At 64.8% G+C, this 26608-nt stretch carries 24 protein-coding genes; 22 read left to right on the top strand and 2 right to left on the bottom strand.

Translation table 11 applies throughout. From position 1 onward, the window contains the following. Positions 1–4 precede the first annotated feature (4 nt). The 22 genes from fliF (at position 5) to K1X11_RS07570 (ending at position 24485) form a co-directional block, all read left to right on the top strand. Positions 5–1570, top strand: a complete 1566-nt coding sequence (gene fliF / locus K1X11_RS07675; protein WP_221030026.1) for a flagellar basal-body MS-ring/collar protein FliF — start codon at positions 5–7, stop codon at positions 1568–1570. A gap of 46 nt (positions 1571–1616) precedes the next feature. After that, positions 1617–2639 carry a flagellar motor switch protein FliG gene (gene fliG / locus K1X11_RS07670; RefSeq protein WP_221030027.1) on the top strand — a complete coding sequence of 341 codons (1023 nt, stop codon included), beginning with the start codon at positions 1617–1619 and terminating at the stop codon, positions 2637–2639. A 71-nt stretch (positions 2640–2710) separates the two neighbouring features. Next, positions 2711–3295 carry a FliH/SctL family protein gene (locus K1X11_RS07665; RefSeq protein WP_221030028.1) on the top strand — a complete coding sequence of 195 codons (585 nt, stop codon included), beginning with the start codon at positions 2711–2713 and terminating at the stop codon, positions 3293–3295. Positions 3296–3328: 33 nt separating this feature from the next. Then, a complete protein-coding gene (locus K1X11_RS07660; protein ID WP_324726137.1) occupies positions 3329–4669 on the top strand; it encodes a FliI/YscN family ATPase in 1341 nt (446 codons plus the stop codon). After that, a complete protein-coding gene (fliJ, locus tag K1X11_RS07655; protein ID WP_221030029.1) occupies positions 4669–5124 on the top strand; it encodes a flagellar export protein FliJ in 456 nt (151 codons plus the stop codon). Before K1X11_RS07660 ends, fliJ begins: the two co-directional genes overlap by 1 nt. 67 nt (positions 5125–5191) lie before the next feature. Further along, positions 5192–5800, top strand: a complete 609-nt coding sequence (locus K1X11_RS07650) for a MotE family protein (protein ID WP_221030030.1) — start codon at positions 5192–5194, stop codon at positions 5798–5800. A 99-nt stretch (positions 5801–5899) separates the two neighbouring features. Beyond that, on the top strand, positions 5900–7702 hold the full coding sequence (locus K1X11_RS07645) for a hypothetical protein (RefSeq protein WP_221030031.1): 1803 nt from the start codon (positions 5900–5902) through the stop codon (positions 7700–7702). A 35-nt stretch (positions 7703–7737) separates the two neighbouring features. Next, complete coding sequence (locus K1X11_RS07640; RefSeq protein WP_221030032.1) at positions 7738–8190, top strand: flagellar hook capping FlgD N-terminal domain-containing protein; 453 nt, start codon at positions 7738–7740, stop codon at positions 8188–8190. A gap of 51 nt (positions 8191–8241) precedes the next feature. Next, a complete protein-coding gene (locus K1X11_RS07635; RefSeq protein WP_221030033.1) occupies positions 8242–9114 on the top strand; it encodes a flagellar hook-basal body protein in 873 nt (290 codons plus the stop codon). 34 nt (positions 9115–9148) lie between these two features. Beyond that, positions 9149–9721, top strand: coding sequence for a flagellar basal body-associated FliL family protein (locus tag K1X11_RS07630; RefSeq protein ID WP_221030034.1), 573 nt, complete (start codon positions 9149–9151; stop codon positions 9719–9721). Positions 9722–9772: 51 nt separating this feature from the next. Then, the gene (locus K1X11_RS07625; protein WP_221030035.1) at positions 9773–10807 is read left to right on the top strand and encodes a flagellar motor switch protein FliM; all 1035 of its coding nucleotides are present in this window, start codon (positions 9773–9775) and stop codon (positions 10805–10807) included. A gap of 16 nt (positions 10808–10823) precedes the next feature. After that, positions 10824–11078, top strand: a complete 255-nt coding sequence (gene fliN / locus K1X11_RS07620) for a flagellar motor switch protein FliN (RefSeq protein WP_221030036.1) — start codon at positions 10824–10826, stop codon at positions 11076–11078. A 2-nt stretch (positions 11079–11080) separates the two neighbouring features. Further along, positions 11081–11647 carry a FliO/MopB family protein gene (locus K1X11_RS07615; protein WP_221030037.1) on the top strand — a complete coding sequence of 189 codons (567 nt, stop codon included), beginning with the start codon at positions 11081–11083 and terminating at the stop codon, positions 11645–11647. Beyond that, positions 11644–12477: a flagellar type III secretion system pore protein FliP gene (gene fliP / locus K1X11_RS07610; RefSeq protein WP_221030038.1), complete on the top strand. Its 834-nt coding sequence runs from the start codon at positions 11644–11646 to the stop codon at positions 12475–12477. Before K1X11_RS07615 ends, fliP begins: the two co-directional genes overlap by 4 nt. Positions 12478–12604: 127 nt before the next feature. Then, a complete protein-coding gene (locus K1X11_RS07605) occupies positions 12605–12874 on the top strand; it encodes a flagellar biosynthetic protein FliQ (protein ID WP_221030039.1) in 270 nt (89 codons plus the stop codon). A 56-nt stretch (positions 12875–12930) separates the two neighbouring features. Then, positions 12931–13653: a flagellar biosynthetic protein FliR gene (locus tag K1X11_RS07600; RefSeq protein WP_225919319.1), complete on the top strand. Its 723-nt coding sequence runs from the start codon at positions 12931–12933 to the stop codon at positions 13651–13653. 202 nt (positions 13654–13855) lie between these two features. Further along, a complete protein-coding gene (locus K1X11_RS07595; RefSeq protein WP_221030041.1) occupies positions 13856–15151 on the top strand; it encodes a Gfo/Idh/MocA family protein in 1296 nt (431 codons plus the stop codon). Positions 15152–15188: 37 nt separating this feature from the next. Further along, positions 15189–17069, top strand: coding sequence for a HEAT repeat domain-containing protein (locus K1X11_RS07590; RefSeq protein WP_221030042.1), 1881 nt, complete (start codon positions 15189–15191; stop codon positions 17067–17069). Positions 17070–17390: 321 nt separating this feature from the next. Beyond that, positions 17391–18515, top strand: coding sequence for an EscU/YscU/HrcU family type III secretion system export apparatus switch protein (locus K1X11_RS07585; protein ID WP_221030043.1), 1125 nt, complete (start codon positions 17391–17393; stop codon positions 18513–18515). Between the two features lie 98 nt (positions 18516–18613). After that, positions 18614–20833: a flagellar biosynthesis protein FlhA gene (gene flhA, locus K1X11_RS07580; protein ID WP_221030044.1), complete on the top strand. Its 2220-nt coding sequence runs from the start codon at positions 18614–18616 to the stop codon at positions 20831–20833. A 212-nt stretch (positions 20834–21045) separates the two neighbouring features. After that, complete coding sequence (locus K1X11_RS07575; RefSeq protein ID WP_221030045.1) at positions 21046–22044, top strand: CHASE domain-containing protein; 999 nt, start codon at positions 21046–21048, stop codon at positions 22042–22044. Beyond that, entirely contained in the window at positions 21993–24485 is a 2493-nt protein-coding gene (locus K1X11_RS07570) for a response regulator (RefSeq protein WP_221030046.1), read from the top strand. The genes K1X11_RS07575 and K1X11_RS07570 overlap by 52 nt, the downstream gene beginning before the upstream one ends. On the opposite strand, the gene hemA is transcribed toward K1X11_RS07570, so the two are convergent. Then, the gene (gene hemA / locus K1X11_RS07565) at positions 24482–25549 is read right to left on the bottom strand and encodes a glutamyl-tRNA reductase (RefSeq protein ID WP_221030047.1); all 1068 of its coding nucleotides are present in this window, start codon (positions 25547–25549) and stop codon (positions 24482–24484) included. The genes K1X11_RS07570 and hemA overlap by 4 nt on opposite strands. Beyond that, positions 25546–26406, bottom strand: a complete 861-nt coding sequence (locus K1X11_RS07560; protein WP_221030048.1) for a cytochrome C assembly family protein — start codon at positions 26404–26406, stop codon at positions 25546–25548. The genes hemA and K1X11_RS07560 overlap by 4 nt, the downstream gene beginning before the upstream one ends. Between the last annotated feature and the right edge of the window lie 202 nt (positions 26407–26608).

Raw genomic sequence — 26608 nt, 5'->3', positions numbered from 1 at the left:
ATCGATGAAGTCCTTCCTCTCCTCCCTTGCCGGTCTTTGGAAAGAACTGGGTGCCAACCAACGGGTTTCCCTCGTGGTGGCGGCCGTCGCCGTGATCGGCGGGCTCACCGCGCTCACCGTCTGGTCCAATCGCCCCGACATGCAGTTGCTTTTCGGTCGGCTCACGGAGAAGGACGCCGCCGCCATCGTATCCAGTCTGCAAGGACAGGGCATTCCCTACGAAGTCTCCAACGGTGGTTCTGCCGTCTATGTGCCGTCCGAGCACGTGCATCGCCTGCGCATGGATCTCGCCTCCCGCGGTCTTCCCTCCGGTGAAGGCGTCGGCTTTGAGATTTTCGACAAGAACCAGTTCGGCCTCTCCGATTTCATCCAACGCACCAACTACCTGCGCGCCCTCCAGGGCGAACTCGCCCGCACCATCGCCCAACTCGACGGCGTGCGCTCCGCCCGCGTCATGATCGTGCAGCCGGAAAACCGCCTCCTGCTCACCGAGCAGGGCATTCGCCCCAGCGCCTCCGTCTTCTTGGAAGTGTCCAGCAACCGGCTCGACAGCGAAGCGGTGAACTCCGTGCGCCACCTCGTGGCCAACTCCGTGCAGGGCCTCACCCCTGACGAGGTCGCCGTCATCGACCAGAAGGGCCGCGTGCTCTCCGCCGAGCTCGAAGAAGATCCCATGCTCGCCAACGCTTCCTCCCAGATCCGCTACCGCCAGCAGGTCGAGGACTACTTTGCCAAGAAGGTCGAAACCATGCTCAAGCCCGTCGTGGGTGAGGGCAACGTGGTCGTGCGCGTCTCGGCCGACATCGACACCGAAGCCGCCACCCTCACCGAAGAGCGCTATGATCCGGAAGCCCAGGTTGTCCGCTCGCAGACCGTCACCGAAGACACCTCCAACTCCCAGGAAGCCCGCGCCGGTGGCAACCTCGTCGGGGTGACCGCCAACACCCCCGGCGCCGGCGGCAACGAGGCTCCCGGCGGCGGTCCCACCTCGGTCAACGAGCAGGCCCGCACCACCCGCACCACCGCCTACGAAATTAACCGCGTGCTCACCAACATCACCCGCACCCCGGGCACGGTGAAGCGCCTCACCGCCGCCGTATTCGTCGCGCCACTACCTGCGGACGAAGCCGGTGAACCGATCGTGCGCACCGAGGAACAGCTCAACGAGCTGCGCCGCATCGTGGTCAACGCCCTGGGCCTGCGCGCCGAGGAAGGCCAGGACCTCAACGAACTCGTCACGCTCACCGAGATGCCCTTTGCCTCCTCTCCGATCATTGAGGAAGTGTCCAAGATGGAACAGGTCACCCGCCTGCAGCCGCTCATCGATCTGGGCATGCGCATTGGAGGGTTCCTGCTCGCCGGCTTCCTCATGATGACCTTCTGGCGCCAGCTCAAGAAGGCCCGCCCCGAGCCCGTGCCGCTCGAGGTCCTGCGCTACGCCGACGAAGCCAAGAACAAGTCCGAAAAGAGCGGAGCCCTCACCCCGGAACTGCTCACCGAACTCATCCGCCAAAAGCCCGAGAACGTTTCCACCGCCCTGCGCGACTGGGCCGGTTCCTCCAATAACTGAGCGCGATCCGTCCGCCGCCTTCTGACCTCCGACTCACCCTTTCCCCATGGCCGATATCGACTACACCAAACTCAACAAACAGCAGAAGCTCGCGCTGTTCCTGATCATCATTGGTCCGGAAACCGCCGCCGAGGTGCTGCGCGAGTTCGATGAGGTGGAGATCGAGGCCCTGTGCCGTGAGATGAACCAGTTCACCATGGTGCCCGACGATATCCGTCAAAAGGTGGCCGAAGAGTTTACGCCGGTCATCGGCAAGAGCGTCGCCTCCACCCGCGGTGGCATCGACTACGCTCGTGACGCCCTCACGCGCTCCCACGGCGACTACAAAGCCAACGCCATCCTCGGCCGCGTGGGCCTCGCTCCCACCGGCACCACCGTCGACATGGTCAACGACCTGTCCGAAATGGATGCCCGGCAGATTTTTAATCTGATCAAGAACGAGCAGCCACAGACGATTTCCTTCATCCTGTCCTACCTGCCCGGCAACAAGTCATCGGAGGTCTTCAGCCTCTTCGGCCCGGAGCAGCGCGAGGAGATTCTCGAGCGCCTCGGCATCATCGAGAGCACCTCCGTCGAGCTCGTCACCAAGATCGTGCGCAACATCGGCAAGCACTTCGACAAGAAGACCCAGCCGAGCTACCACAACAGCGGTGGCGTGCGTTCGGTGGCCGACCTCCTCAACGGTCTCGACAAAGAGACCTCCAAGAACCTTCTCGGCCGCCTCGAAGAGCGCAACCCGACCCTCGGCTCGGCCATCCGCCGGAAGCTCTTCAGCTTCGACGATCTCAGCCGCCTCACGCCGTCGGACCTGCAGCGCGTCCTGCGCGAGGTCGAGTCCTCCAGCCTCGCGGTGGCAATGAAGTCCGCCCCCGAATCGCTGCGCGAAAAGATCTACGGCGCCATCTCCAAGCGCGCCGCCGAATCCCTCAAAGACGAGATCGATATGCTCGGCCCGGTGCGCGTCAAAGACGTCGAGACCGCGCAGGACGGCATCATTCAAATCGTCCGCCGCCTCGAAGAAGAAGGCGCCATCGCAACCGACGGCGCCGATGCCGCGGTGGTCGCGTAGAAAAGCACTCAGCACTCAGCGATCAGCTCTCAGCCAATTCAGCATTCACCCCCCACCATTCTCCATTCCTCATGCCCACCTCCACTCTCATTCGCTTTGACCGCCCGCTGCGCGGCGCCCGTATTTCCGGGCAGCTCGCGCCGGTCTCGCATGAGGACATGGAGAAGGCGCGCACCGAGGCGTATCAGCAGGGGCAGGACGCCGCCCGCGCTTTCGCCGACCAGCAGATGGTCGAGGTGCGCACGGAGTTGCAGGCCCTGCAGGACGGCATCTTTCGTGCCCTCGGTGAGATCGAACCAAGTCTCGTGCAACAGGTCCGCGAGGCCCTGCCGGAGCTCGTGCTCGAGTCCACCCGCCGCCTGCTGGAAGGCTTCGAACCCGACCCGGATCAGGTCAGCCGCATCTGCCAGGACACGCTCGAACAGCTGTATCCAGAAACCAACAACCTCGAGCTGCGCCTCAGTTCCCGCGACGCCGATCTGCTCGACAAGCTCAGCCCCGACTGGCTGCGCCGCTACCCGGAGATGCGCATCACCCGCGACAGCCACCTGCGCCCCGGCGACTGCGTGGTGCACAGCCGCTTCGGCGTCACCGATGCCCGCCTCGACGCCAAGCTGCAGAACCTCGGCCATGAACTCCTCGGCGCCAACGGCTGAGTCCTCCCTTCCCAACTTTCCTTTCCTCCAACCGTGACCACCGCCGCCACCAGACCTTCCGCCGATCTCCGCGTGTTCGTCGACGCATTGCGCTCCCAAGTGAAGCATGCGCCCGTGACCCGCCGTGTCGGCCGGGTGACGGGAGTCACGGGTTTGGTGATCGAGTCCGACGGTCCCAATGTCGGCCTCGGCGAACTTTGCCGCCTCACCTCCGATCGCGGTGACTTCAGTGTCACCGCCGAGGTGGTCGGTTTCCGCGGCGAGCGCGTCCTGCTCATGCCGTTGGGCGAGACCGCCGGCTTGCACGCCGGTTGTGAGGTGACCGCCTGCGATCGTCCGCCGTTGCCCAAGCCCGGCCCGGGTCTGCTCGGCCGCGTGGTGGATGCGCTCGGCAAACCCTTTGATGGGCTCGGCGTCATTCCCACCATGCGCGGTGACGCTTCGGCCTCCAATGTGCCGCACCCGCTGCGCCGCCAGCGCATCAAAGATCCGTTCGTCACCGGTGTCCGCGCTTTGGATACGTTCACGCCGATGGGCAAAGGCCAGCGCGTGGGTATCTTCGCTGGTTCCGGTGTGGGTAAGTCGACTCTGCTCGGCATGATTGCCCGCAACTGCGAGGCCGATGCCGTCGTGATCGCGCTCGTCGGTGAACGTGGTCGTGAAGTGCGCGAGTTCATCGAGAAGGACCTGGGCGAGGCCGGTCTGGCCCGCTCGGTTGTCGTGGTCGCCACTTCCGATACGCCGGCGCCGTTGCGCCTGCGCGCCGCCTTTACCGCCACCGCCATCGCCGAGCAGCTGCGCGACGAAGGCAAAAACGTGCTCCTGCTGATGGACTCCGTCACCCGCTTCGCCATGGCTCAGCGTGAGATCGGCCTGGCCATCGGCGAGCCGCCCGCCACCCGCGGTTACACGCCCTCGGTCTTCGCCATGTTGCCGCGCCTGCTGGAACGCAGTGGGGCAGGGGAGCGTGGCGCCATCACCGCGCTCTACACCGTGCTGGTGGAAGGCGATGATATGAATGAGCCGGTGGCCGATGCCGTGCGCGGTATCCTCGATGGTCACGTGGTGCTCTCCCGTGCCCTCGCGCACGCCAACCATTTCCCCGCCATTGATGTGCTGGAAAGCGTGAGCCGCCTCGTCGGCGACGTCTGTGCACCGGAGGATCGTGACGCTGTGTCCAAGGCGCGCGAACACCTCGCGGTTTATCGCAAGAACGAAGACCTGATCACCGTGGGCGCCTACCAAAAGGGCGCCAACCCCGGACTCGACGCGGCTGTGCGCCGCCAACCCGGCATCGTGAAGTTCCTGCGCCAGGGGATTCACGAACACACCGAACGCGACGCGTCCTTCACCCAACTCAAGGAGCTCATCTGATGAAACGTTTCACCTTTTCCCTGCAGGCTGTCTCCACCGTGCGCGTGTGGAAGGAAGCCAAAGCCCGCGAAGCCCTCGCCGCCGCCGTTCAAGCCTACGTGGATGCCGAAGAACACCTCGCCGCGCTCCATGAGGAAGCCGAGGAACTCGAGGCCATCGTGCGCCGCGCCCGTGAGAATCACTTCAAGCCGGCCGACCAGGCCGCCTTCCTCCACGCCTACAGCGTCGCCGCCAACGCCATCATCGAAGGCGAGACGCAGGTGGCCGAAGCCAACGAAAAACTCGAAGCCGCCCGTGCCGACTGGCGCGATGCGCGCGCCGGCCTCAAGGCCGTCGAAGCCCTCGAGAAACGCGCCCGCGAAAAACACCGCCTCGAGACCGCCCGCGAAGAGCAGGCCCTGCTCGATGAGCGCGCCGCCGCCATCCACGCCCGCACCGGTGGGCTCTACTCCTGAAACAGCCATCAGCCCTCAGCGGTCAGCCATCAGCTAGGCACCGCTCCCAGTTTCCCTCCCTCCTCACATGAAAAAACTTTTCCCCGCACTTACGGTTTTGATCGGTGCCGGCGTCGGCCCGAGCGTCGGCCTCTTCGTGTTCGTGAAGGGAGCCGCGCCTTACATCCGCGAAGCCGCCGCGGCCCAGGGCGAACACATGGAGGCCGTGATCATTCCCAAGAAGCCGTGGGACTTCTGGACGTTTGAGATCGAAAAACTCTCCGACGAACTCGAAGGCAAACTCACCGATCTCGCCGACCGCGAAGCCGATCTCGTCGCCCGCGAGGCCCGCATGGCCGCCGCGATGCAGGAACTCGACGTCGCACGTTCGGAGATCGATGCCCTGCGCGCCCAGCTCACCCGCCATGTAGGTGAGCTGAAGGAATCGGAGATGAAAAACATCCGCACCCTCGCGGCGACCTACGGCGACATGAAGCCCAAGGCCGCGCTGCCCCTCCTGCGTGAACTCTCCGATGACACGATCATCAAAATCCTCGCCGTGTGGAAACCGGACAACGTGCGTCCGCTGCTCGACGAAATTTCCAAAAACGCCGCCGCCGATCCCGAGATGGTGCAACGCGCCGGTATTTGGTCCGAACGCCTGCGCCTGCTGCCGCGCGACCCCGTCAAAGGCTAGCTCCCCGCACCGCCCCGACCCTTTTCCTCGTTAGTTTCACTTTCCCCCTGGGAGCCACGGACGGCACCCGCGATCTGCCCAAGAAGGGCCCACCCATGAATGAATCCGTCGTCCACTCCCTCTTTGCTGCCGTTCGGCCCCCAGCCGACTTCTGGTTCCGCGACTCCGCTCTCCGGTAAGGCCGCCGCCCGCGTCGAAAGCGCCATGCTGGCCGAGTTCGGGCCCTTGCCCGTCGGTCAGGCCTTCGACGGTCTCATGCCCTTGCAGCCCGTCTCGCCCGAGGCCAAGGCGGTTGTCGCCCAGCTCCTCGGCACACTCAACGAGAGTGCCACGCCGACCGAGACCGGTGAACCGATTGTCCTGGGTGTCGACTTGGCGGAGGGCGAGGCTCCTGCCGCCCTGCCGGTCCGCGTGATCGATGCGCGCGCCAAAGCTCCGTCCCCGGTGATTTCGGCCGACGCGTCGAGTCCGGCCCATGCGTCCCGGCCCACCGAAGACGCGGCGACTGCGCCCGTCGAGGATGCGCCTTTGCCCGACGAAGCCGACGAGGCCGCTGCCGACGACTCTGCTCCGATGGACGCCCCCGATCTTCCGGTCATTGCATCCGCCCTGACTCCGGTGCCCGCCACGGTTGCGAGCACGCCAGCCAACCCGGCGGAGAGCGTGACCCCCTCGGTGCAGACGGCCGACTCGCGGCTGATCCCATCGCAACCTCCCGTCGCCTCCGAGTCCTCGCGGCCGGCGGTTGACGCGTCCGCGACTCCGACCACAGCCCCGGTGAGTCACGCCAGCACTCGACCGGTGTTCGCTGCCGACGTTGCAGTGGCCGCCAAAACGAAACCCCGCGAGGCCGAGCCGCAGCCGATGGCCACGCCTGCCCGACCGACGGCCGTGACGGCGCAGCCCATTCTGGCCAACCCGGCCCCGGCGGTCTCGGCGACGAGCCCAGTCGCCCCTGAGGCACTCGCCAACCCGGCCGACCTCTCACTGCCCAGTGCCACGCCTTTGGAGCAGGCCATGCGCGCCTCTGCCGCCGCGACGGTGACGGAGTCGGCCCAGCTGCGCCCGACTGAAAAATCCATTCTCTCGACGCCCCGCAGCGCAGTCGCCCCGGCGGTGACGACTCCGGCGGGCGTTACCACTGCGCCGACGACGGCCGCCCCGACACCGACCGCGTTGCCGCTCACCCCGGGCACCGTCGACACGCCTCCCGCCGAGACCCCGGCAGGCCTTTCCACGGCAGGTGCCGGACGGACGGCAGATGTTGCCGGGCTGGTTGACGATAGTCCGGCCGTGGCGCTGCCGCAGCAGGGTGAAGGATGGAAAAAAATATTATTAAACGCTTACAAGCAACGGGTTAAGGGTGAGGTTGAAACGGTTGGCATCAAAGATGCAAAAACCGACGGCATCATGCCCTCGTTGCTCTCCAATTCCGTTCCTCAGGTCGATTCGACGGCCGCGGTTGCCTCCGCGAACGGTTCGTTGTCGAGCATCCCGGCGGAGTGGGCGGAGAAACTTGCCCAGCTCACCGCGCGGGCTGAGCGCCTGGCTCCGGCCCGTCTCGAAGTGAGCCTGCCGATGCAGGGCGCGCCCGATCTCAAAGTGCGCGTGTCGTGCCGCGGTGGTCGCGTGGCCTGCGAGTTCCAGAACGCCTCGCCGGAGCTGCAGCGTTTGTTCCTGCGGGAGTGGCCGGGCCTCGGTCAGCTCTTCAATCGCGAAGGCACCAGCGTCCGCGTCGAACAACCCTCCTTCAGCCAGTTGCACGATGGTCAGGACCGCAGTGCGGCGGGCGATCAGTCTTCCGGCCGTCGCCAGCATGAAGAACGCGCCCAGCGCGAAGAGGATGCGACGCTCGCCGCCTTCTTTGCCGCCCAGCGCAAATCCCCCGGCCGCGCCGCCTGAACCCTCACCGCTTCACTCCCAACTCGTCGAACGCCATGCCTTCTGTAAATTCCACCACTTACATGCCCGCCGCCAGCATGGGCCCCGCGGACAACGCCGCCACCACGCGTGTGCCGAAGCAGGCCCTCGGGCAGGAAGACTTTCTCAAGCTGCTCACCGTGCAGATGACCAAGCAGGATCCGATGAAGCCGATGGAAGACACCGCCTTCATCGCGCAGATGGCGCAGTTCAGCTCCCTCGAGCAAATGAACTCGCTCACCAACGATTTCGCCCGCCTGCGCCTCGATCAGCAGATGACGACGGCCAGCAACCTCATCGGTCGTGAAGTCACCGTCGACGACGGTGAAGCCTTCACCACCGGCATCGTCGAAGCGGTGGACAACTCCTCCGTCGACGGCGTCACCGTGGTCATCAACGGCCAGAGCTACGACCTCTCCACCGTCACCCGCATCGCGCCTCCATCCGTCACGGATCCCGACACCTTCTAAAACCAAAACCACCCGCCTTAACGCAACTTCACCCACCAACCTCTTCGCACCATGTCTCTTATCGGCACTCTCACCTCCGGCGTCTCCGCCATGCGCAGCTTCACCAAAGGCCTCGAGGTCATTGGTAACAATATCTCCAACGTGAACACGACCGGCTACAAGGCGTCCTCCGCCTCCTTCGCCGACAGTTTTTCGAACACGATTCGCGGTTCGGCCCCGTCCTCCGGCACCTCCTCCAACACGTCCGCCGTGCAGGTGGGCACGGGTGTGCGGGTCGCGGGCATCAACTCCCGCTTCACCCAGGGCGCGCTGACCACCACCGGCAGCGAGACCGATCTCGGCATCTCCGGAGCCGGTTTCTTCGTGGTGGAAAACCCGGTCGACGGTGAGCAGTTCGCCACCCGCGCCGGCAACTTCCGCACCGATGACCAGGGTTACCTCGTGAGCTCGCAGGGTTACCGCGTGCAGGGCCTCACCGGTGGTTCCGCGGGTGTTGCTCCCGCCACCCTCGGTGACGTCATCATCGGGTCCAACCCGCCCGCGGGTGAAACCCTGAAATCCTTCTCGATCGATAAGCTCGGCAACGTGGTTGAGTTCTACTCCGACGGTTCCTCCGCCACCACCAATCGCATCCTGCTGCAGAACTACAACGATCCGAGCGCGCTGCAGAAGCAGGGCGACAACCTCTTCAACGGTTTCGCCGCCGCCGGCATCATCGGCAACAACCCGATGGACGGCACCACCAACGGCCCGGGCGAGGGCGGTCTCGGCTCCATCCAGTCCGGCACCCTCGAGCTCTCCAACGTCGATCTCACCGAGGAGTTCGCCAACATGATCACGGCGCAGCGCTCCTTCCAGGCATCCTCCCGTCTCGTCACCGTGTCCGACACCGTGCTCGAGGACATCGTCAACCTGAAGCGGTAATCCCTGATCTCCGCCTCCCCCCTTCTGTAATACCATGTCTGATACACCCGAAGCCGCTCCCGCCGGCGCCGCGCCGGCCAAGGCCGACAAGATGCCACTCATCGCGCTGGTGGCTGCGTTGGTGCTCGCGCCCGCGATCACCTTCGGCGTCGCGAAGTTTGTCCTCATTCCCGCGCTCAAGGCGGAGCTCAATCCCGATGCCGCGCATGGGGACGAGCACGCCGAGGAAGTCGAAGAGCACGCCGAAGAAGGCGGTGGTGGTCACGGCGGCGGTGGTCATGGCGAGGGAGGGGAAGCCGCCGGCGATCCCAAAACCTACGCCTTCGAAAACATGGTCGTGAACCTCGCCGGCACCATGGGCACGCGCTACCTGAAGTGCTCCTTCGTGGTCACCGGTCGCGACGGCGGCCTGCGCTCCGCCTTCGATTCCCGCAAGGTGCAGCTCACCGATGTCACCCTCTCCGTGCTGTCCTCCCTTTCGCTGGTCGAACTCGAGGAAGCCGGGGCCAAGAACCTCCTGCGCGAGCGACTGGTTAACTCCTACAACCAGGCCCTCGGCAAGGCCCTCGCCGAACAAGTCTATTTCTCGGACTTCGTTATCCAGTAAGCCGCGTTCCTTCGCGAACTCTCCCGCCACCGCAGCTCGGAATCCACTCCCATGGCAGACGACGACAATTCCGCCGACGGCGACGTCAACCCGTTCGACATCCTCGACCAGAGCGAGATTGATAATCTGCTCAACTCTTCCGAGGTGGTGGAGGAGCAGATCATGCTCCGCGCCGATGGCACCCGGATGACGGGCGCCACGCTGCCCAAGGTCGAGGACTACGACTTCCGCAATCCGGTCTTCCTCACCGAGGTCGAGCTGCGCCGGCTGCGTCTCATTCACGAGGAGTTCATCCGCTACCTGCAGGCCAAACTCTCGCTGGTGCTGCGCATGGAGTTTTCGCTCAAGATGGCGAAGCTCACCACGCTCACTTACACCAAGTTCTGTGAGGGTCTGCCCAACCCGACCCACCTCTGCCTCTTCAAGGTCGACCCGCTGACCGGCGTCGGCGTGCTCGACTTCAATACCCGCCTCGCCCTCACGGTCGTCGATCGACTGCTCGGTGGTCGCGGTCACTCGGTGAAAGCCGAGCGCTACCTCACCGAGATCGAAATCTCGCTGCTGGAGGATGTCATTAAAGAGATCCTCGACCAGTGGTGCCACCAGTGGAAGTGGGACAAGGAGATGCATCCGCACCTCATCGGTCACGAGACCAACGGTCGCTTCCTGCAGACCTCGCCGCGTGACGCCATCGTGCTGCTGCTGAGCATGGAGGCTGCGTTCGGCGATTGCTCCGAGCAGATCACGATCGGCGTGCCTTACTACATGATCGAGCCGATGGTGAAGTCCATCCACGCGCGCCGCGCCAAGGACACCCAACCGGTCACCGTGCACATTCCCGAGGCGATGTCGCCCTTGTGTGAGCACATCACCATGCCGGTGCGCGCCGAATGGCCGGCCTTCGAAACCTCGCTGCGCGAGCTGTTGGCCCTGCGTCCCGGTGACCTGCTGCAATTGCCGACCAAGATCACCGAGGAGACGCACATCACCCTCAACGGCACCCCCAAATTTGTCGGTCAAGTGGGCCTCGAAGGAGACCACGTGGCCGTAACCCTTACCAAAAACCTTCCTTCCCAGGAGCCCTGATCCCATGCCCGGAACAATGGATGACAAAACGTTCGACCTCGTGTTGGACGTGAAAGTGAAAGTCACGGTCCAGCTCGGCCACTGCCAGCTGCCGATGCGCGAGGTGCTCGACCTCTCGCCGGGCGCCGTGATCCAGCTCAATCAGCAGGCCACCGATCCGGTGGGCCTCTACGTGAATGACAAGCTCATCGCCTATGGCGAAGTGGTCGTCGTGGAGGAGAGCTTTGGCATCAAGATCACCGAGCTCGTGGGCTCCCGCTCCAAGGACTGAGTGTGAGCGTTCTTTCTCCAGTTTCCCGTCGCTTTACCAGCGTCACCCGCTGGCTGCTAGTGGTAGCCGGCTGCACTGGATTGGAGCTGGTGCAGCCGGCCTTGGCCGCTGACCCGCAACCCGCCACCGCGGTGGCGGAGGACGCGACGTCGAACGAATCTTCTACAATTTCTGAGTTTGAGGAGCCTGCCAGTTCCTCTGCTGCCGAGCGCGGCGGTAACACCCTATTGTATCCGGCTGATGGAGACAATCGGATAGGGGGTGGGGCCGTCGCGCCGGCGGACCATTTATCCACGGGCTGGCTGCTGGCCGGACTCGTGCTGGTCGGTGCCGGAGTCTGGGTCTGGTTGCAACGCGGCCGTCTGCCGCGGCGCGCGGGATCCGCCCGGTTGATCGACATCGAGGAGACCAAGTCCCTCGGCAATCGTCAGTTCCTGGTCGTCGCCGCCTGCGACGGCCGTCGCTTCCTTCTGGGCGTGTCCCCCGGCCACATCAATACGCTGGCCGATCTGGATGATCTGCCCACCAGTGCCGCGGTGATTCCGCCGGCCCCGGAGGCCGAGCGATGAACCGACGTTGGTGGTGGTGGGTTCTCTGCTTTCTCCTGCCGCTCGGACTGGTCGCGCAGGAAGCGACCGACGACGCCCCCACGGTGAGCTTCGATGCGCCCACCGCCGGCCAACGCGCCGCGGCGGAAGCGCCCGCGCCGGAGGCCAATTCCAACCAAGGCCTCTCACTCAACATCGGCCTCGAAGGGGAGGGCAGCACCGGCAACGTGAGCGTCACGGTGCAGTTGGTGTTGTTGATGACGCTGCTCACGCTGGCGCCGTCGCTCATCATGCTGATGACCAGCTTCACGCGCCTGGTCATTGTGCTCGGTTTTGTGCGCACGGCCATCGGAGTGCCGAGTGCGCCGTCCAATCAGATCGTGATCGGTCTCTCACTCTTCCTGACCTTTTTCATCATGGGCCCGGTGCTGGATCGCACCTACGATGAAGCCCTGCGACCCTACCTCGATCGGGAGATTTCCTCCAGTGAAGCCATCGAGCGCGCCTCGGTGCCGATGCGGGAGTTTATGCTCAAGCAGACGCGCACCCGCGATCTCGAGTTCTTCCTCCAACTCGGTCGTTTCCCGCCGACCCGCGTCGACGAACTGCCGATGCGGGTGGTCATCCCGGCCTTCATCATCAGCGAGCTGCAGACCGCCTTTCAGATGGGCTTCCTCATCTTCCTGCCGTTCCTGGTGATCGACGTGCTGGTGTCGTCCGTGCTCATGTCGCTGGGCATGATGATGATGCCGCCCGCCATCGTTTCGCTGCCCTTCAAACTGCTGCTCTTCGTCCTCGTCGACGGCTGGCATCTGGTCGTCCAGAGCCTCGTGCAAAGTTTCGCCACCTAGGAGCGCTCCGCGCTCCAAGTATGAAGTAAGAAGTCACAAGTCAGAAGAACCCAGTCACCTACTCGACCGCCTTTGGCCGCTTCCACCACTTCTTACTTCCAACTTCCTACATCTTACTTCTTCCCCCATGACTCCCGAAGCCGCCATCGATCTGCTTAAAGAAGTGATCACGTTCGCCGTGTATCTCTGTGCGCCGTTTCTCATCATCCTGCTCACGGTGGGTCTTATCATCAGCGTGTTGCAGTCGGTCACGAGTATTCAGGAGCAGACCCTGTCCTTCGTGCCCAAGCTGCTGGTCTTCGCCGCCGCCAGCATCGCCATGGCGCCCTGGGCGATTCGCACGACCACGGAGTTTGCGACGGAAATGATCACCCGCATGGGTGGCGTCACCTCGTAGCTGTCCGCTGCCCGGGCACCGCAGTCATGACGGTCGAATCGGCATTGGGTTGGGTAATGATCGCACTGCGGGCCGGGGGCCTGCTGGCGATGATCCCGACAGTGGGCAACAAGCCCTTGCCGCCGACGCTCAAGGTCGCGTTTGCCCTCAGCTTGGCGACTTTGCTGACGCCCCTGGTGCCGATCGATGCCGGGGCCGTGGCGGGGTGGGGGCCTTTGATTCTGGCGAGCATGGGCGAGCTGGTGCTCGGTCTCGCGCTGGGGTGGGTGGGTAAGTTTGTGTTCGCGGCCGTCGAGATGGCCGGCCGCGTGATCACCAACGAAATCGGTCTGCGCGGCGCGCCCGGTTTTGATGCCCCGCGGCCCGACCAGGAACCGTTGGCGGCCGCGCTCATGTTTCTGGCGGGACTCTTGTTTTTTGGCTTCGGCGCGCACCACCAGGTGCTGGCAGCCTTTGCCCGCACCTTTCAACTCATGCCGGCGGGGGCGGGTATGTTGGGGCCGATGAGTCCCGAGACGATGGTGCAGGGCACCGCACACGTGGTGGAACTGGGCCTGCGCATGTCGGCGCCATTCATTGCCTTCAATTTTTTGGTCACCATGGCCTTCTCGATTCTGAGCAAGGCCGTGCCGAAGATGAATGTCTTCATCCTCAGCTTTCCGCTCAAGATTATGGGCGGCATGCTGCTGTTTGCCGGCTTCGGCATGCTGCTGGGACGCTACCTCTACGTGGAGTTTGATCGCCTGCCGCAGCTATTGCTCGAGCTGGCCGTGCGATAGGGGAGGGCCGCGCTTTCACCGGCGGTTCAAGCGCAGCTACGCCGAGGTGCCGGCAACCGCGGCTACTTAACGCGCAATTTTTGCCTCCGATGCAGAATTCGTTCGGACCGCGGGGCGGAACCGCGCAAGTTTAACGGCTTTCAATCTCGGGTGGCTCCGCGCTTGGCCGGTGCGCCCGGGACCGTTCTCTTTCTTACCACTCATGAATAACCCCCGCCCCCCTCGCTCGGATTCGCGTCGTGCGTTTCTCAAGCGCAGTGCTGCCCTTGGCGCCTGCCTCATTGCCGCTCCCCAGATTGTTCGATCGCAAGTGCTTGGCCGTAAGAGCGTGCCGGGCGCCAACGACCGCATCAATCTCGCCTTTATCGGCCACGGCAAGCAGATGGGCGGTCACGTTGCCGTCGTCGAAACCCCGGGCGTGCAACCCCTCTACGTGTGCGACGTGAAAGCCAAGGCTCTCGCTGCCGCCAAGGCCGACATGGCCGCACGCGGTTTCCCCGACGTGGTGGCGACGCCGGACTACGAGGACATCATGAACGACCCCGCGGTCGATGCCGTCTTCATCGTAACGCCCGACCACTGGCATGCCGCCATCGCCATCGCCGCCATGCGCGCGGGCAAGGACGTGTATGTGGAGAAGCCCATGACCCTCACCATCGCCGAGGGCAAAGCGATGGTGGAAGCCGAGCGTCGCTACGGCGCCGTCCTGCAGGTCGGTTCCCAACAGCGCTCCGAACACGCCTTCCGCAAGGCCGCCGAGATGGTGCGCAGCGGTTGGATCGGCGAAATCAAAGAGATCCACACCCGCCTCGGCAGTTTTCCGCCGCCGACCCTCGGCCCGGCCGAGGAAATCCCGGAGGGGTTCAACTACGACAAATGGCTCGGCCCGGCGCCCTTTGAGCCCTTTACCGCCAATCGCGTGCTGGGCGACTACGGAGGCGGCTGGCGCAGCTATTGGGAATACGGTTCCCGCAAGAATGGCGACTGGGGCGCGCACCATTTCGACATCGCGCAATGGGCGCTCGGCCGCGACGACTCCGGGCCGTCGCTCTTCGTGCCCAAGGGTTACGAGGGCGAGGAGTATCAGTATCACCAATACGACGACGGCATTAAGGTCATCCGCGACTACCCGATTGAGCGCAACCACATGATCCGGTTCGTCGGCAGCGAGGGCGACATCTGGGTGAGCCGCGAGGGTCGCCTCGACACCTCCCGTCCCGAGTTGGCCAAACGCCCGCTGGGTCCCGACGACGTGCGGCTCTACGAGTCGAACAACCACCAGCAGAACTGGCTGCAATGCATCCGTTCGCGCCAGACGCCGATCTGCTCGGCCCACATCGGCCATCGCACCGCCACGATCTGTCAGGTCGCCGGCATCGCCGAGCGCCTCAACCGCCCCGTGCGGTGGGATCCGGTGAAGCAGCGCATCGTCGATGATGCCGAAGCCAGCCGCTGGGAAGACCGGCCGCGCCGCGCCGGCTACGAACTGCCCGCCTAATCCCCGCCGCCGACCGCAACCCTGTTCCCTCTTTCACATGTCCCCCCGTTTTTTCCTCCTCGCCGCCGCCACCTGCTGCGCACTTTGCGCCTCGCTGACGGCCAGCGAAATCACCCCGCTCATCGACGCCCTCAACGCCGATGATTACGCCGCCCGCCAATCCGCCCGGCTCGAGTTGCGTCAGACCTTGGTCGACGCCCCGGCTCGCGACCTGCGCGCCTACGAACGTGAACTGCTGGCCAATACCGGCCCCGAGCATGACTGGGCCACGCGCGACTGGACGCTGCGCATGCTCGAGCTCGTTGGCTCCAAATCCGCGGTGAAGCCGCTGGCCAAGTTGCTAAACGACGAAGACCCGCGCGTCCGCGATCTCGCGCGCCGCGCCCTGAGCGCCATTCCGTCCAGCAGCGCCGCCGCTGCCCTCGAAAAGGCCGCCCTCAAAGCCCCGGCCGCTGAGCGCGACGGTTATGCCGACGCGCTGGCATATCGGGCGGAAGCGCGAGCCGTGCGCGAACTGGCCGCCCTGCTCAAAGAGGAATCGGCCGACGCCGCTCTGGCGCTCGGCAAGATCGGCAATCGCGCCGCGCAGAAGGCCCTCGTGCGGGCGCACGAATCCGCCACCGGCAACTTCAAACTGGAAGTCGAATGGGCCTTGCTCGACAGCGGTTACACCAGCCGGGCGATGGTCGATTTTGGCGGCAATGAGGCGATTCGCACCGCTGCCTTTGCCGCGCTGCTCAAGCAGCAACCCAACGACGCCGCCTCCGTGCTCAAGGCCGTGCTGGCCGATGCGGCGCACGTCGACCGCGGCACCTTCCTGCGCGCCGCCATGGATTCTGCGCTGAGCGAAACGGTGGTGGCGATGTTGCCGGATCTCGGTGAGGACGAACAACGCATCGTATTGGGCGCCATCGCCGATCTCGGCCTCTCGACCTATGAGCCGTCGGTGCTGGCTTTGCTCGCAACCGCTTCGCCCGAGCTGAAGCCGGTGGTCATCCGCACCCTGGGTCTGGTCGGCTCGGCTGAAAGTTTCCAACCGCTGCTCGACCTCTATCTAGCGGACGGACGGGATCGCGACGCTGCCGGAGCTCTGGCCCGACTCCAGGCGCCCTTGGTCGACGCCTCCCTGCTGGCCACGGCCCAAGGTGACGGCCCGGTCGAGGACCGCGCTGCCGCCCTGCGTCTGTTGGTGCTGCGCAACACCGATGGCGTGACCGCGTTGCTCAACGGTTTTGCCGACGCCGCCAATCCGCCGGCGCTGCGCGAAGCGGCCTTTACCGGCATGGAAGTGGTGGGCGACGCCGACAGCGTGCGTCTGCTGCTCGCAGCGATCCTCAACAACGACCCGCAGAAGCGCGACGCGCAGGGCAGCCTGAAAAAACTCTCCGCCGTGCTGGGCGTGCCGGACTATCAGTGGACCGAACTGTATGCCCCCGCCATGCAGCTCGCGACCGATGACGGTCGGCGCGACATCCTGGCCATCCTCGATGGTGCCTCCGGACCCGCAGCGGCCGCCTACCTGCAGGACCTCGTGATCGGTGACGATACCCTGGCTCCCGAGGCGATGAACTCGCTGCGACGCTGGACCGATATCAGCGGCGTGGATGCGTGGCTGGCGATCGCGACCGACGCCAATTCGACCGACGAGGAAGTGGCGATGGCGAAACAAGGCATCATTCGCCTGATCCGTTCGACCCGCGTCACTGGCCTTTACCCGGTCAAGGTGATGAAGGCGGCGGAGTCCCTGCGAGCCTTGGCCAACGACGACGCGTTTCGTTTGGAGCTGATTAAAACCTACGACCGCAAACTGCATTGGCAGACGCGTTCGCAGATTTTGGGCCTCTTCCCGGAGTTTGCGGATGATCCGGTCATCGGCGAAGCGGTGACCGAACTCATCGACCGCGCCACCTTCCGCTGAGGAGGTGGAGCGGGTTTGGATGTAGCCACGGCCGTCCCGGCCGTGCGCGGTGGGCGGGCCGATCCAGCAGGCGTGAGCGGCCGAGACGGCCGCTGCTACCCCGGGGGGGAGTTAAACCCGGAAAGGGCGCGAAGCTCGGTGCCTCGCTAGGGCTGCCGCCGGGCTCGGCAAACCTTGCCTGCCGGGGGGGCTCAGTCGGGGCTAGCAGGGCCACCGGGGGCGGTTTTATTCTTTGTTAATTTGGCAAGTCACTGATGGTTAGTGCCCTACGTTAGGGTCCGAGCGGCGGGCATGCCACCTGCATCTCGCAGGTGCACACCTATGGCCGAAGATCAGGACAAAGACTCAAAGACGGAGGCACCGACCGCGAAGCGTTTGGAAGACGCGATCGCGAAGGGCCAGTTTGCGAAGTCACAGGACCTGCAGGCGGTGGTGTTGTTGATCGCCGCCCTCGGCGCATTGGGCCTCACGCTCACCAAGTCGGTGCAGACGGTGGTGGGCATGGCGGTGCGGACCTTCAGCAATTTGGGCGCGGCCGAGGTTACCCTGCGTTCCGCGCCGACCCACCTGATGGAGATCTCCAACACGGCGATGCCGGTGTTGCTGCCCATCATGGTCACGGCGGTGGTGGCCGCGTTGCTGGTGGGTGGATTTCAGAGCGGGTTTAACCTCACCCCCAAGGTCTTCGAGTTCGACCCGAACAAGTTCAACCCGGTCAAGGGCTTCGGCCGGATCTTTTCCAAACAGGCCGCGGTAAAGGGTGGGTTGGATATTCTCAAGGTGATCGCGATTGCGCTGATTTTGGCGATGGCCGCCCGCACGCTGGTGGCCGACCCGATGTTTAACGCGCCAATCGAGGCCGGGTATTTGGCGGAGTTCATGCACCGCTCGTCGATGGCCTTCCTCGCACGTCTCATCATCGCGATGAGCATCATCGCCGCGCTCTCCTACGCTTACGAGAAGTTCAAGACTGGCGAAGACATGAAGATGTCGCGTCAGGACATCAAAGATGAGAGCAAGCAGCAGGAGGGCAGCCCGGAATCCAAGATGGCGATGCGCCGCATGGCCCGTCGTCTCATGCAGCGCCAGATGGTCGAAGCCGTGCCGACGGCCGACGTGGTGATCACCAACCCGACGCACTTTGCGATCGCGCTCAAATACGAGCGCGGCGTCGACTCCGCCCCGATCGTCCTGGCGAAGGGCGAGAACCGTTTCGCGCAGCGTCTCAAGGCCATCGCCAAAGAAAACGGGGTGCCGATGGTCGAGAACAAGCCGGTCGCGCGCTTCCTCTTCAAAGTCGGGCAGGTGGGCCAACCGATTCCCTCCGAACTCTTCCAGGCCGTGGCCAACATCCTGGCCCACGTTTACCGCACCCACCGCTACTACTTCCACGAGCTCAAATCGCGCCGCCTGCTGCTGGCGCAGCACGGAGCAGATAAGAAGTAAGATGTAGGAAGTATGATGTCAGAAGTCACTTTTGCCGCCGACTCCGTCAGCACCGTATCCGTCAGCCTGTTACACCTTTTCCTTTCCTGATTTAACCGATGTCCGCATCCACCGCCGCCAGTTCCGCCGCTCCTCAGCGATCCTTTGCCGAAGCCCTGCTGCATCGCGCCGACTTGCTCTTCGCGGGCGTGTTGTTCGCCACCGTGTTGATGCTCATCCTGCCGATGCCGGCGGTGATGCTCGACACCCTGCTGGCGATGAACATCGGCAGCGCGATGATGGTGCTCCTCGTGGTGATCTACGTGAAGGACCCGCCCGAGTTCAGCGGTTTCCCGACCATCCTGCTGGCGCTCACGCTCTTCCGCCTCGCGCTCAATGTGTTGTCGACGCGCCTCATCCTCACCAAGGGCGAGGCCGGCAACGTGATCGATTCGTTCGGCAACTTCGTCATTCAGGGCAACTACATCGTCGGTTTCGTCGTCTTCCTCATTCTCATCGTGATCAACTTCATGGTGATCACCAAGGGTGCCGGTCGTATCGCCGAGGTGAGTGCGCGTTTCACCTTGGACGCCTTGCCCGGTAAGCAGATGGCCATCGATGCCGAACTCAACGCCGGCATCATCGACGAGACCACCGCCACCCGCCGCCGTGTGAAGGTGCAGAAGGAGGCCGACTTCTACGGTGCGATGGACGGTGCGTCCAAGTTTGTGCGCGGTGACGCCATCGCTGGTATTCTCATTACGCTGGTCAACATCATCGGCGGCTTCGCCATCGGTGCGCTGCAGATGGACCTGTCGCTGGCGGAGAGCGCGCAGAAGTTTACCCTGCTGTCCATCGGTGACGGCCTTGTGTCCCAGATCCCGGCCCTGGTGATCTCGGTGGCGGCCGGTATCCTCGTGACGCGGGCGTCGTCGAAGTCGGGCAACCTCGGTAGTCAGATCGGTCAGCAGTTTGTGCGGTATCCGCGGGCGATGAAGATCGCTGGCGCGATGCTCGGTTCCTTCGGTCTCATGCCGGGCATGCCGATCATCCCCTTTGCCCTGCTCGGCGGCATGGCGTTCTACGTGGGCACCATGCTGGAGAAGCATCCGGTGGCCGACGACGAGGACGATGCCCCCGCCAAACCGGCCCAAGCGGCGGGTGGCGGCGAGGGCGACGCCGGTCAGGGCGGCGCAGGCGCGGCGAATGTGGGAGCCAAGACCGAGCGCACCCCGGCCGAGGAGTTGAAGAGCTGCCTCACTCAGGACGTGTTTGCCATCGAGATCGGCTACGGGCTCCTGCCGCTGGTCGAGACGGCCAAGGGCGGCGAGTTGCTCGGCCGCATCACCGGCGTGCGCAAGACCATTGCTCGTGAGCGCGGTCTGTTGGTGCCGCCGATCAGCGTGCGCGACAACATCGAGCTCGAGGCCAATGAATACCGCTTCCTGCTGCGTGGCCGCGCCGTGGCCAAGGGCAGTGTGATGCCGGGCCGCTGGCTGGCCATGAATGTCTCCGGCAGCTCCGTTTCGCTGCGCGGCGTGCCGACCAAGGAGCCGGTCTTTGGCATCGACGCGGTGTGGGTCGACGAACCCGAAAAGCGCAACGCCGAGCTCGGCAACTTCACCATCGTCGAACCCTCGGCGGTGATGATCACCCACCTTTCCGAAACCCTGCGCAATGTCGGCCACCTCCTCCTCGGTCGCCAGGACGTGCAGCAGCTCATCGACCACGTGAAGACCTCGCACCCGGCGCTCGTATCCGAGCTGCTGCCGGATCTGGTCAACCTCGGCATCATTCAACGCGTGTTGCAGAACCTGCTGCGCGAAAGCATCTCGATCACCAACCTGCCGCTCATCCTCGAAGGCATCGGCGACTACGCGCCATTGACCAAGAACCCGGACGATTTGAGCGAGCGCGTGCGCCGGTCCCTCGGCCTGTATTTTGTCCCGGCTTACGAAACCATGCCGGGCACCTTGAAGGCGACCACGCTGGATCCGCGGCTGGAGCAAATCTTGGCGTCCAAAGTGCATCGCGGTGGCGGCGAGACGGTGCTGCTGCTCGACCCGACCACGGCGCACCACATCGTCAATCACCTGGCCGAGCGCGTGGCGGCGGCGACGCAGTTGGGCGAGCCGCCCGTGCTGGTGGTGGGCGCGGAGATTCGGCTGGCCCTGCAACGTTTCCTCGAGCCCAGCTTCCCGCGTTTGGCGGTTATTGCCTTCCAGGAAATCCCGCCGGCCACCGAGATCGAAAACTCGGGTCTGGTGCCGGCTCCGGCGGGCGCGCACATCCCCGTGCCGATGCCCAGTCCAGGGAACGCCTCCGCTGCGGCGGCCTGACCCCCGGACGCGCCCCGGACGCGCTGGATGGACTCACCACCGTTGGCACCAAAGCAGTTGCACTCGGGGTGGGATCTCCGTGAGCTGAACGGCCCGTTTGCTTCGATGGCTACTCTCCTCCGTTTCAACCGATGGTTTCCCCTCCCACCGCGCTGTCCGGGCGACGAGCGGGACCTGTTTGCTCGGGCGCATCCGGGCGTGTCGCGTCGCCGATGAAGCAGTTGGAGATTTTCCGCGGAGGCGAGCGGGGCCGGGGGCTCCTGCGTTACGGACCCTTGCCCCCGGCGGTGGGGGCGTTGGCACTGGGCGCGGTCTCGATCCTGTTTGCGCTGTTGCTGCACGGAGCTCAACGGGCCGACGAGGCGCGGTTTGAGGCGCTGACCGATCAGGTGTCGGCCGGTTTTAACACCCGTTTGGCCTCGACGGCCCAGGCGTTGCGCGCGGCCAGTGTTGCGGCCGCGTCGCAGGAAACGATGAGTCGGCAGACATGGGTGAACTTTCTGGACCGGGTGGCGCTGGGGACCGACGACGGTCTGGTCGGCCTGGGTTACGTGGCGCGGGTCAATCGGGCCGACGTGGCGGCACATGAGGCTTGGGTGCGGGCGCGCGGCGAACCGGATTACAAGGCCGCGCTCAACGGCAGTCACCCCCAACTCTATTTGGTGAGTTTCATCGAACCCCGGGAGATCAACGGCGGGGCTCTTGGTATCGACATCGCCGACGGCACGAGTCGGCGGGAGGCCGCGGAAATCGCCATGCGCGAGAACCGCGTGTCGATGTCGCGCCGGATCAAGGTGCTGGTGGGCGAGGGCACCACGCCGGGGTTTTTGTTGTTTTATCCGGTTTATCACCGGGACGCGGCGGTCGCCACCATGGTGCAGCGGGAGGAAGCGTTGCAGGGTTGGGTTTATGCGGCGGTGCGCGTCGATACGCTGGTCAACCCCTTGCAGGAGCGGGTGAAGGAGGAGATCAATTTCAGTATCCTGGAGGGCGAGACGCTGGCCGGTGGTCGTCTACTGTGGCGCGGCAATGGGGAGGGGGAGGCGGGACCGCCGCCTCGGTTCAGCCGCATCACGCGCGTGAGTGTGTTTGGCCAACCGTGGGTTTTGGTTACCGAATCGAAGCCCGTTCTGCGTGATCTGACCGCGCAATCGCTGGCTTGGGTTTCACTCGCGGGGGGCTGGTGCTCGGCGTCCTGGCCGTCTGGCTGAGCGCGCAGTTGAGCGGCAGGCAGCGGCGGGCGGAGGATGAAGCCCAGCGGGCGCAGGCGGATCTGGCGCTGGCGACCGAGCAAACCCGCCGCCTGACCATCGTAGCGAAGAACATCCACAACGCAGTCGTGATCACCAACTCGCAGGGGGAACTGGAATGGTGCAACGAAGGCTTCACGCGTCTCACCGGCTGGCGGATTGAAGAGGTGATGGGGCGACGACCGGGCACCTTTTTGCAGGGGCCGGAAAGCGAAGCCCGCGCGATTCAGATCATGCACGAGGCGCAACGCCAACGACAGCCGTTCACGATCGAGATGATCAACTACCACCGGGACGGCCACGCTTACTGGGTGTTCATCGAAGCGCAGCCGCTCTTTGACCGGGAGGATCAGTTCACCGGCTACATGGCGATCGAGAGCGACATCACCGAACGCAAACGCACGGCCCTGCAACTGGCCCAGCAGGAGGCGCAGTTGCGGTTTGTCTTTGAGTCCTCGCCGGTGGGCATGTCGTGGGTGCGTCACGACAACCTGAATGCCCAGATCGTCAATCCGGCCTACCAGCGGATCACGGGGCTGCGGGCCGAGCGGGCGCGCCGCCCGGGCGCTCTGCTGGAGGTGATGCTGCCGGAGGAGCGGGCGGAGGTGGAGGTCCTCGACGAGCGGCTCACCGCGGGCGAGATCAACCACTACGAATTGGAGCGGCGCCTGCTGCAGCCGGACGGCAAGGTCGTGTGGGTGGAGTATTCACGGCGTCGATACGTCGAGGCGCAGTCGGCGGCGTGGCAGGAGGTGGTCACGCTGGTGGATATCACGGCGCTGAAGTCGCGCACCGCCGATCTGGAGGCGGCCAAGGAACTGGCCGAGGAAGCCAACCGCGCCAAGAGCCAGTTCCTCGCCATGATGAGTCACGAGATCCGCACGCCCATGAACGGTGTGATCGGCATGGCTTCGGTGTTGATGGAGAGCGACCTGACGCCGCGGCAGGAGGAGTTTGTGCGCACCATCGCCAACAGCGGCAGCGACCTCGTTTCGATCATCAACGACATCCTGGACTTCTCCAAAATCGAGTCGGGGCATCTGGAGGTGGAGCGCACTGCCTTTGATCTGGTGACCTGCGTGGAGGAATCGATCGAGTTACTGGCCTTGCGGGCGGCGGAGAAGAAATTGGAACTGCTGCTCGATCTGGCCCCCGATGTGCCGAAGCGACTGGTCGGGGACGCGCTGCGCCTGCGGCAGGTCTTGGTCAACCTGCTCGGCAATGCGGTGAAGTTTACCGAACGAGGCGAGGTGATGCTCAAGGTCACGCGGAGGGCCCTGCCGAGCGGGCGCAATGAGGTGCGTTTTGAAGTCAGCGACACCGGCATCGGCATCGAGCCGCGCAAGATTCCGCGCCTCTTTGACGCCTTTACGCAGGACGATGCTTCGACCACTCGGCGCTACGGCGGCACCGGGCTGGGTTTGCCGATCTGCAAACGCTTGGTGGAGTTGATGGGCGGCTCGATGTGGTGGGAGAGTGCGCCGGGCGAGGGCACGCTGTTTGGGTTTTCCCTGCGGATGCAGGCGGGGGCCGGGCGTGCGCCGGAACCGCTGCCGTCGAGCTTGCGGGGGCGCTCCCTACTGGTGGTGGATGACAACGCCTCCAGCCGACGCCTGCTGGGCGAGTTGGCGGAGCGTGCGGGCATGCGGGTCACCTTGTGCGCGGAGCGGGATGACGCCTTGGAGGCGATGTCGACCGGCCAGCGCTTCGATCTCGCGATGGTGGACCATGATTTGGCGGGGAGCGAGGGGACGAAAGTGCTCGAGCAACTACATCGCATCTGGCGCGACCAGGCTCCCGCGGTCGCCGTGCTGGCCCCCAAGACCTTTCGTCTGCAACCGGCGCATCGTCGACTGGCCCAGTTGGTCATCAAGAAGCCCCTGTGTCAGGGAGCGACGTTGCGTGCGTGGGCGGAGTTGCTGGCACGACCAACAACCAAGGTCGAGCCGGCCAAACCCGTGTCGAGCGCAGTCAAGGCCCCGGCGAGCGACTCGGCGGCGGCCAAAGCGCCCGGGCAGATTCACGTGCTCGTGGCCGAGGATAACTTGGTCAACCAAGAGCTGGTCTCGCTGATGCTCTCTTCCCTGGGCTACGCTTGCTCGTGTGTGAACGATGGCGCGGAGGTTGTCAGTCGGCTGCAGGCCAAGCACCATGACGTGGTGTTGATGGATGTGCAGATGCCGGGGCTGGATGGCTTTGAGGCGACTCAGCGTGTGCGAGAGGAATTGCCGGCGGAGCGCCAGCCTTGGGTCATCGCGGTGACCGCCAATGCGATGGCGGGCGATCGGGAACGTTGCCTCTCGGCCGGGATGAACGACTATGTGAGCAAGCCGCTCAAGTTGGGCGATCTGGCTGCCGTGATGGAGCGGGCGCGAACCGGCACGGCGCGTGAGCGCGTCTAGGAATCGGTCGGGACGGGCGGGCTCCCCCCCGGCACCTGCGGGCGCAGGGCCTGCCAAAGGTGAGCGGTTTTTTCGGCGATGATGGACTCGGCGCGTTCGACCTCGGCTACGCGGGCGAGGCGGTTCTCTTCGGCGATCTTGGCGAGGTCGTCGAGGTTGTAGAGGTAGACGCCTTCGAGGTCGGCGGCGGTCGGATCGACGTCGCGCGGCAGGGCGAGATCGATGAGGAAAAGAGGCTCTGCGCGGCGGCGACGCATGGCGGCCTGGATGGTCGCGGCGGTAAGAATGGCGCCGGGTGCGGCGGTGGCGCAGCAAACGATGTCAAAGTCGGCGAGGTTGGCCTCGATCTGTTCGTAGGGCAGGGCGGCGGCGCCGAGGCGGGTGGCCAGCTCCATGGCGCGCTCCAGGGTGCGGCTGGCGACAGTGACGTGGCGGGCGCCGCGGCTTTGGAAAGCCTTGGTGGTCTGCTCGCCGATTTCGCCGGCGCCGATGGCGAGCACGCGGGCGTCGTCGAGTTCACCAAAGATGGTGCGGGCGAGTTCGACGGCGACATTGGCGGTGCTCACCTGGCCCTCGTTGATGGCGGTGTGGGTGCGCACGTATTTGGCCGCCTGGAAGGCTTTTTGGAACATGCGGTTGAGCACCGGGCCAGTGGTCTGCGCACTTTGGGCGGCGGCGTAGGCGTCCTTCACCTGCCCGAAGATCTCGTTTTCGCCCAGCAGTTGGGAATCGAGTCCGGAGGAGACTTTGACGAGGTGACGGATGGCGTCGGGGCCGGTGGCAAGCGCGCGAATAGTGGCGAACTCGGACGGCGCGATACCTTGGGCGGCGCAGAAGCGGGCGGCGAGCGCTTCGATGGCGGCAGGGGATTCGGCCACGCCGTAGAACTCGATGCGGTTGCAGGTATTGAGCACAGCGAACTCCGGCAGGTCGGGCTGGGCGCGCAGTTCGGCGGCGAAGGCAGGCAGCTTCTCCGGGCCGAGGGCCAGTTTTTCCCGCCACTCCAGCGGCGTCGTGTGGTGATTGGCCCCCACGACGAACAAGGTTGCACCGGGCGCGCTCACGGGGCGGGGGTGGTGGCGACCGCGCTCGGCTCAGACGCGGTGGCGGAGTCGCTGTTGCGACTGGAATTGACGGGCGCGAGCGAGAGCAGGGCGGCGGCGAAGAGGCCGATGCACCACCAGGCGAGGGTTTTGCCGTAGAGACGGTCGGCGCGACGCAGGCCCCAGATGATGCCGTAGGCGAGCCAGACGCCGACGGTGGTGAAGAGTTTGCCGAGGTTCACCGTGTCGGTGTTGGGCAACCAGTGCACCGCGCCGAGGGCGAGCGAGCCGCCGAGCAATGCCGTGCCAAAGGAGAGCAGCCGGTGACCGATGGCGTCGAGGTCGCGGATCGACGGCAGGAAGGCGAAGAAGCCGCTGAGTTGTTTGTGCTTCAGGCTGTAATTGCGCAGCAGATACATCACCGAAGTGAGCGCGAGCAGGGCAAAGACGCCGTAACTGAAGAGGGCGAGCGCGGCGTGGAACTCGATCCAGGGATTGTCGCCGAAGATGTTGGTGCGCCGGGTGGCGTCCCACGATGGGATGGCCAGTGACAGGGCGGTGAGCGCCGCGGCCATCATCGAAGTGAAGTAACCCAGCAGGCTCAGTCGGAAGGTCGCGCCGACGACGAGATAGAGGGCGGTGGCCGACCAGGCGGTGAACTGGAAGAGTTCGAAGGTATTGCCGAGGGGGCAGCCCTTGACCTCCATGCCGCGCACGTAGAGGCCGAAGGTCTGGAGGGTGAAGCCGGCCGAAACGATCACATACATGATCGCGCGCGACTGTTTGCGGTCGCGCAGCAACGCCAGGGTCCCGAGCAGAAACCCGGCGAAGTAGCAGGCGGCGGCGATCCAGAGCCAGGTGCGATCGTCTAAGTTCATGGCGAGAGTCTTACACGAAAGCCGCGCAGCCCGGACCGGAAGTCAATTTTACAGGAGAGAACGCCCGACCAACGGTGATTTTCACAGAAGGAAACGAAGGGAAGGAAGGGCCCGGGAGGCAGTGCTGGTTTTTACACCAAGGCAGCGAAGAGCGCAAAGGCCGGGAGGCTGGGCAGCACCGTGTGGCGGCGGAGTGGCTTCG

This window comes from Actomonas aquatica, assembly GCF_019679435.2.
Taxonomy (GTDB): Bacteria; Verrucomicrobiota; Verrucomicrobiia; order Opitutales; family Opitutaceae; genus Actomonas; species Actomonas aquatica.
This window is presented reverse-complemented; position numbering and strand designations above follow the sequence as displayed.

What these genes read in the sequence shown, in the direction of transcription:
- fliG (WP_221030027.1), top strand. Translation starts at nt 1,617, where the DNA reads ATGGCCGATATCGACTACACCAAACTCAACAAACAGCAGAAGCTCGCG.
- K1X11_RS07600 (WP_225919319.1), top strand. Translation starts at nt 12,931, where the DNA reads ATGATCGCACTGCGGGCCGGGGGCCTGCTGGCGATGATCCCGACAGTG.
- K1X11_RS07560 (WP_221030048.1), bottom strand. Translation starts at nt 26,406, where the DNA reads ATGAACTTAGACGATCGCACCTGGCTCTGGATCGCCGCCGCCTGCTAC.
- K1X11_RS07630 (WP_221030034.1), top strand. Translation starts at nt 9,149, where the DNA reads ATGTCTGATACACCCGAAGCCGCTCCCGCCGGCGCCGCGCCGGCCAAG.
- K1X11_RS07650 (WP_221030030.1), top strand. Translation starts at nt 5,192, where the DNA reads ATGAAAAAACTTTTCCCCGCACTTACGGTTTTGATCGGTGCCGGCGTC.
- K1X11_RS07625 (WP_221030035.1), top strand. Translation starts at nt 9,773, where the DNA reads ATGGCAGACGACGACAATTCCGCCGACGGCGACGTCAACCCGTTCGAC.
- fliF (WP_221030026.1), top strand. Translation starts at nt 5, where the DNA reads ATGAAGTCCTTCCTCTCCTCCCTTGCCGGTCTTTGGAAAGAACTGGGT.
- K1X11_RS07640 (WP_221030032.1), top strand. Translation starts at nt 7,738, where the DNA reads ATGCCTTCTGTAAATTCCACCACTTACATGCCCGCCGCCAGCATGGGC.
- fliJ (WP_221030029.1), top strand. Translation starts at nt 4,669, where the DNA reads ATGAAACGTTTCACCTTTTCCCTGCAGGCTGTCTCCACCGTGCGCGTG.
- fliN (WP_221030036.1), top strand. Translation starts at nt 10,824, where the DNA reads ATGGATGACAAAACGTTCGACCTCGTGTTGGACGTGAAAGTGAAAGTC.
- K1X11_RS07635 (WP_221030033.1), top strand. Translation starts at nt 8,242, where the DNA reads ATGTCTCTTATCGGCACTCTCACCTCCGGCGTCTCCGCCATGCGCAGC.
- K1X11_RS07665 (WP_221030028.1), top strand. Translation starts at nt 2,711, where the DNA reads ATGCCCACCTCCACTCTCATTCGCTTTGACCGCCCGCTGCGCGGCGCC.
- fliP (WP_221030038.1), top strand. Translation starts at nt 11,644, where the DNA reads ATGAACCGACGTTGGTGGTGGTGGGTTCTCTGCTTTCTCCTGCCGCTC.
- K1X11_RS07645 (WP_221030031.1), top strand. Translation starts at nt 5,900, where the DNA reads ATGAATCCGTCGTCCACTCCCTCTTTGCTGCCGTTCGGCCCCCAGCCG.
- K1X11_RS07605 (WP_221030039.1), top strand. Translation starts at nt 12,605, where the DNA reads ATGACTCCCGAAGCCGCCATCGATCTGCTTAAAGAAGTGATCACGTTC.
- K1X11_RS07595 (WP_221030041.1), top strand. Translation starts at nt 13,856, where the DNA reads ATGAATAACCCCCGCCCCCCTCGCTCGGATTCGCGTCGTGCGTTTCTC.
- flhA (WP_221030044.1), top strand. Translation starts at nt 18,614, where the DNA reads ATGTCCGCATCCACCGCCGCCAGTTCCGCCGCTCCTCAGCGATCCTTT.
- K1X11_RS07575 (WP_221030045.1), top strand. Translation starts at nt 21,046, where the DNA reads ATGAAGCAGTTGGAGATTTTCCGCGGAGGCGAGCGGGGCCGGGGGCTC.
- K1X11_RS07590 (WP_221030042.1), top strand. Translation starts at nt 15,189, where the DNA reads ATGTCCCCCCGTTTTTTCCTCCTCGCCGCCGCCACCTGCTGCGCACTT.
- K1X11_RS07585 (WP_221030043.1), top strand. Translation starts at nt 17,391, where the DNA reads ATGGCCGAAGATCAGGACAAAGACTCAAAGACGGAGGCACCGACCGCG.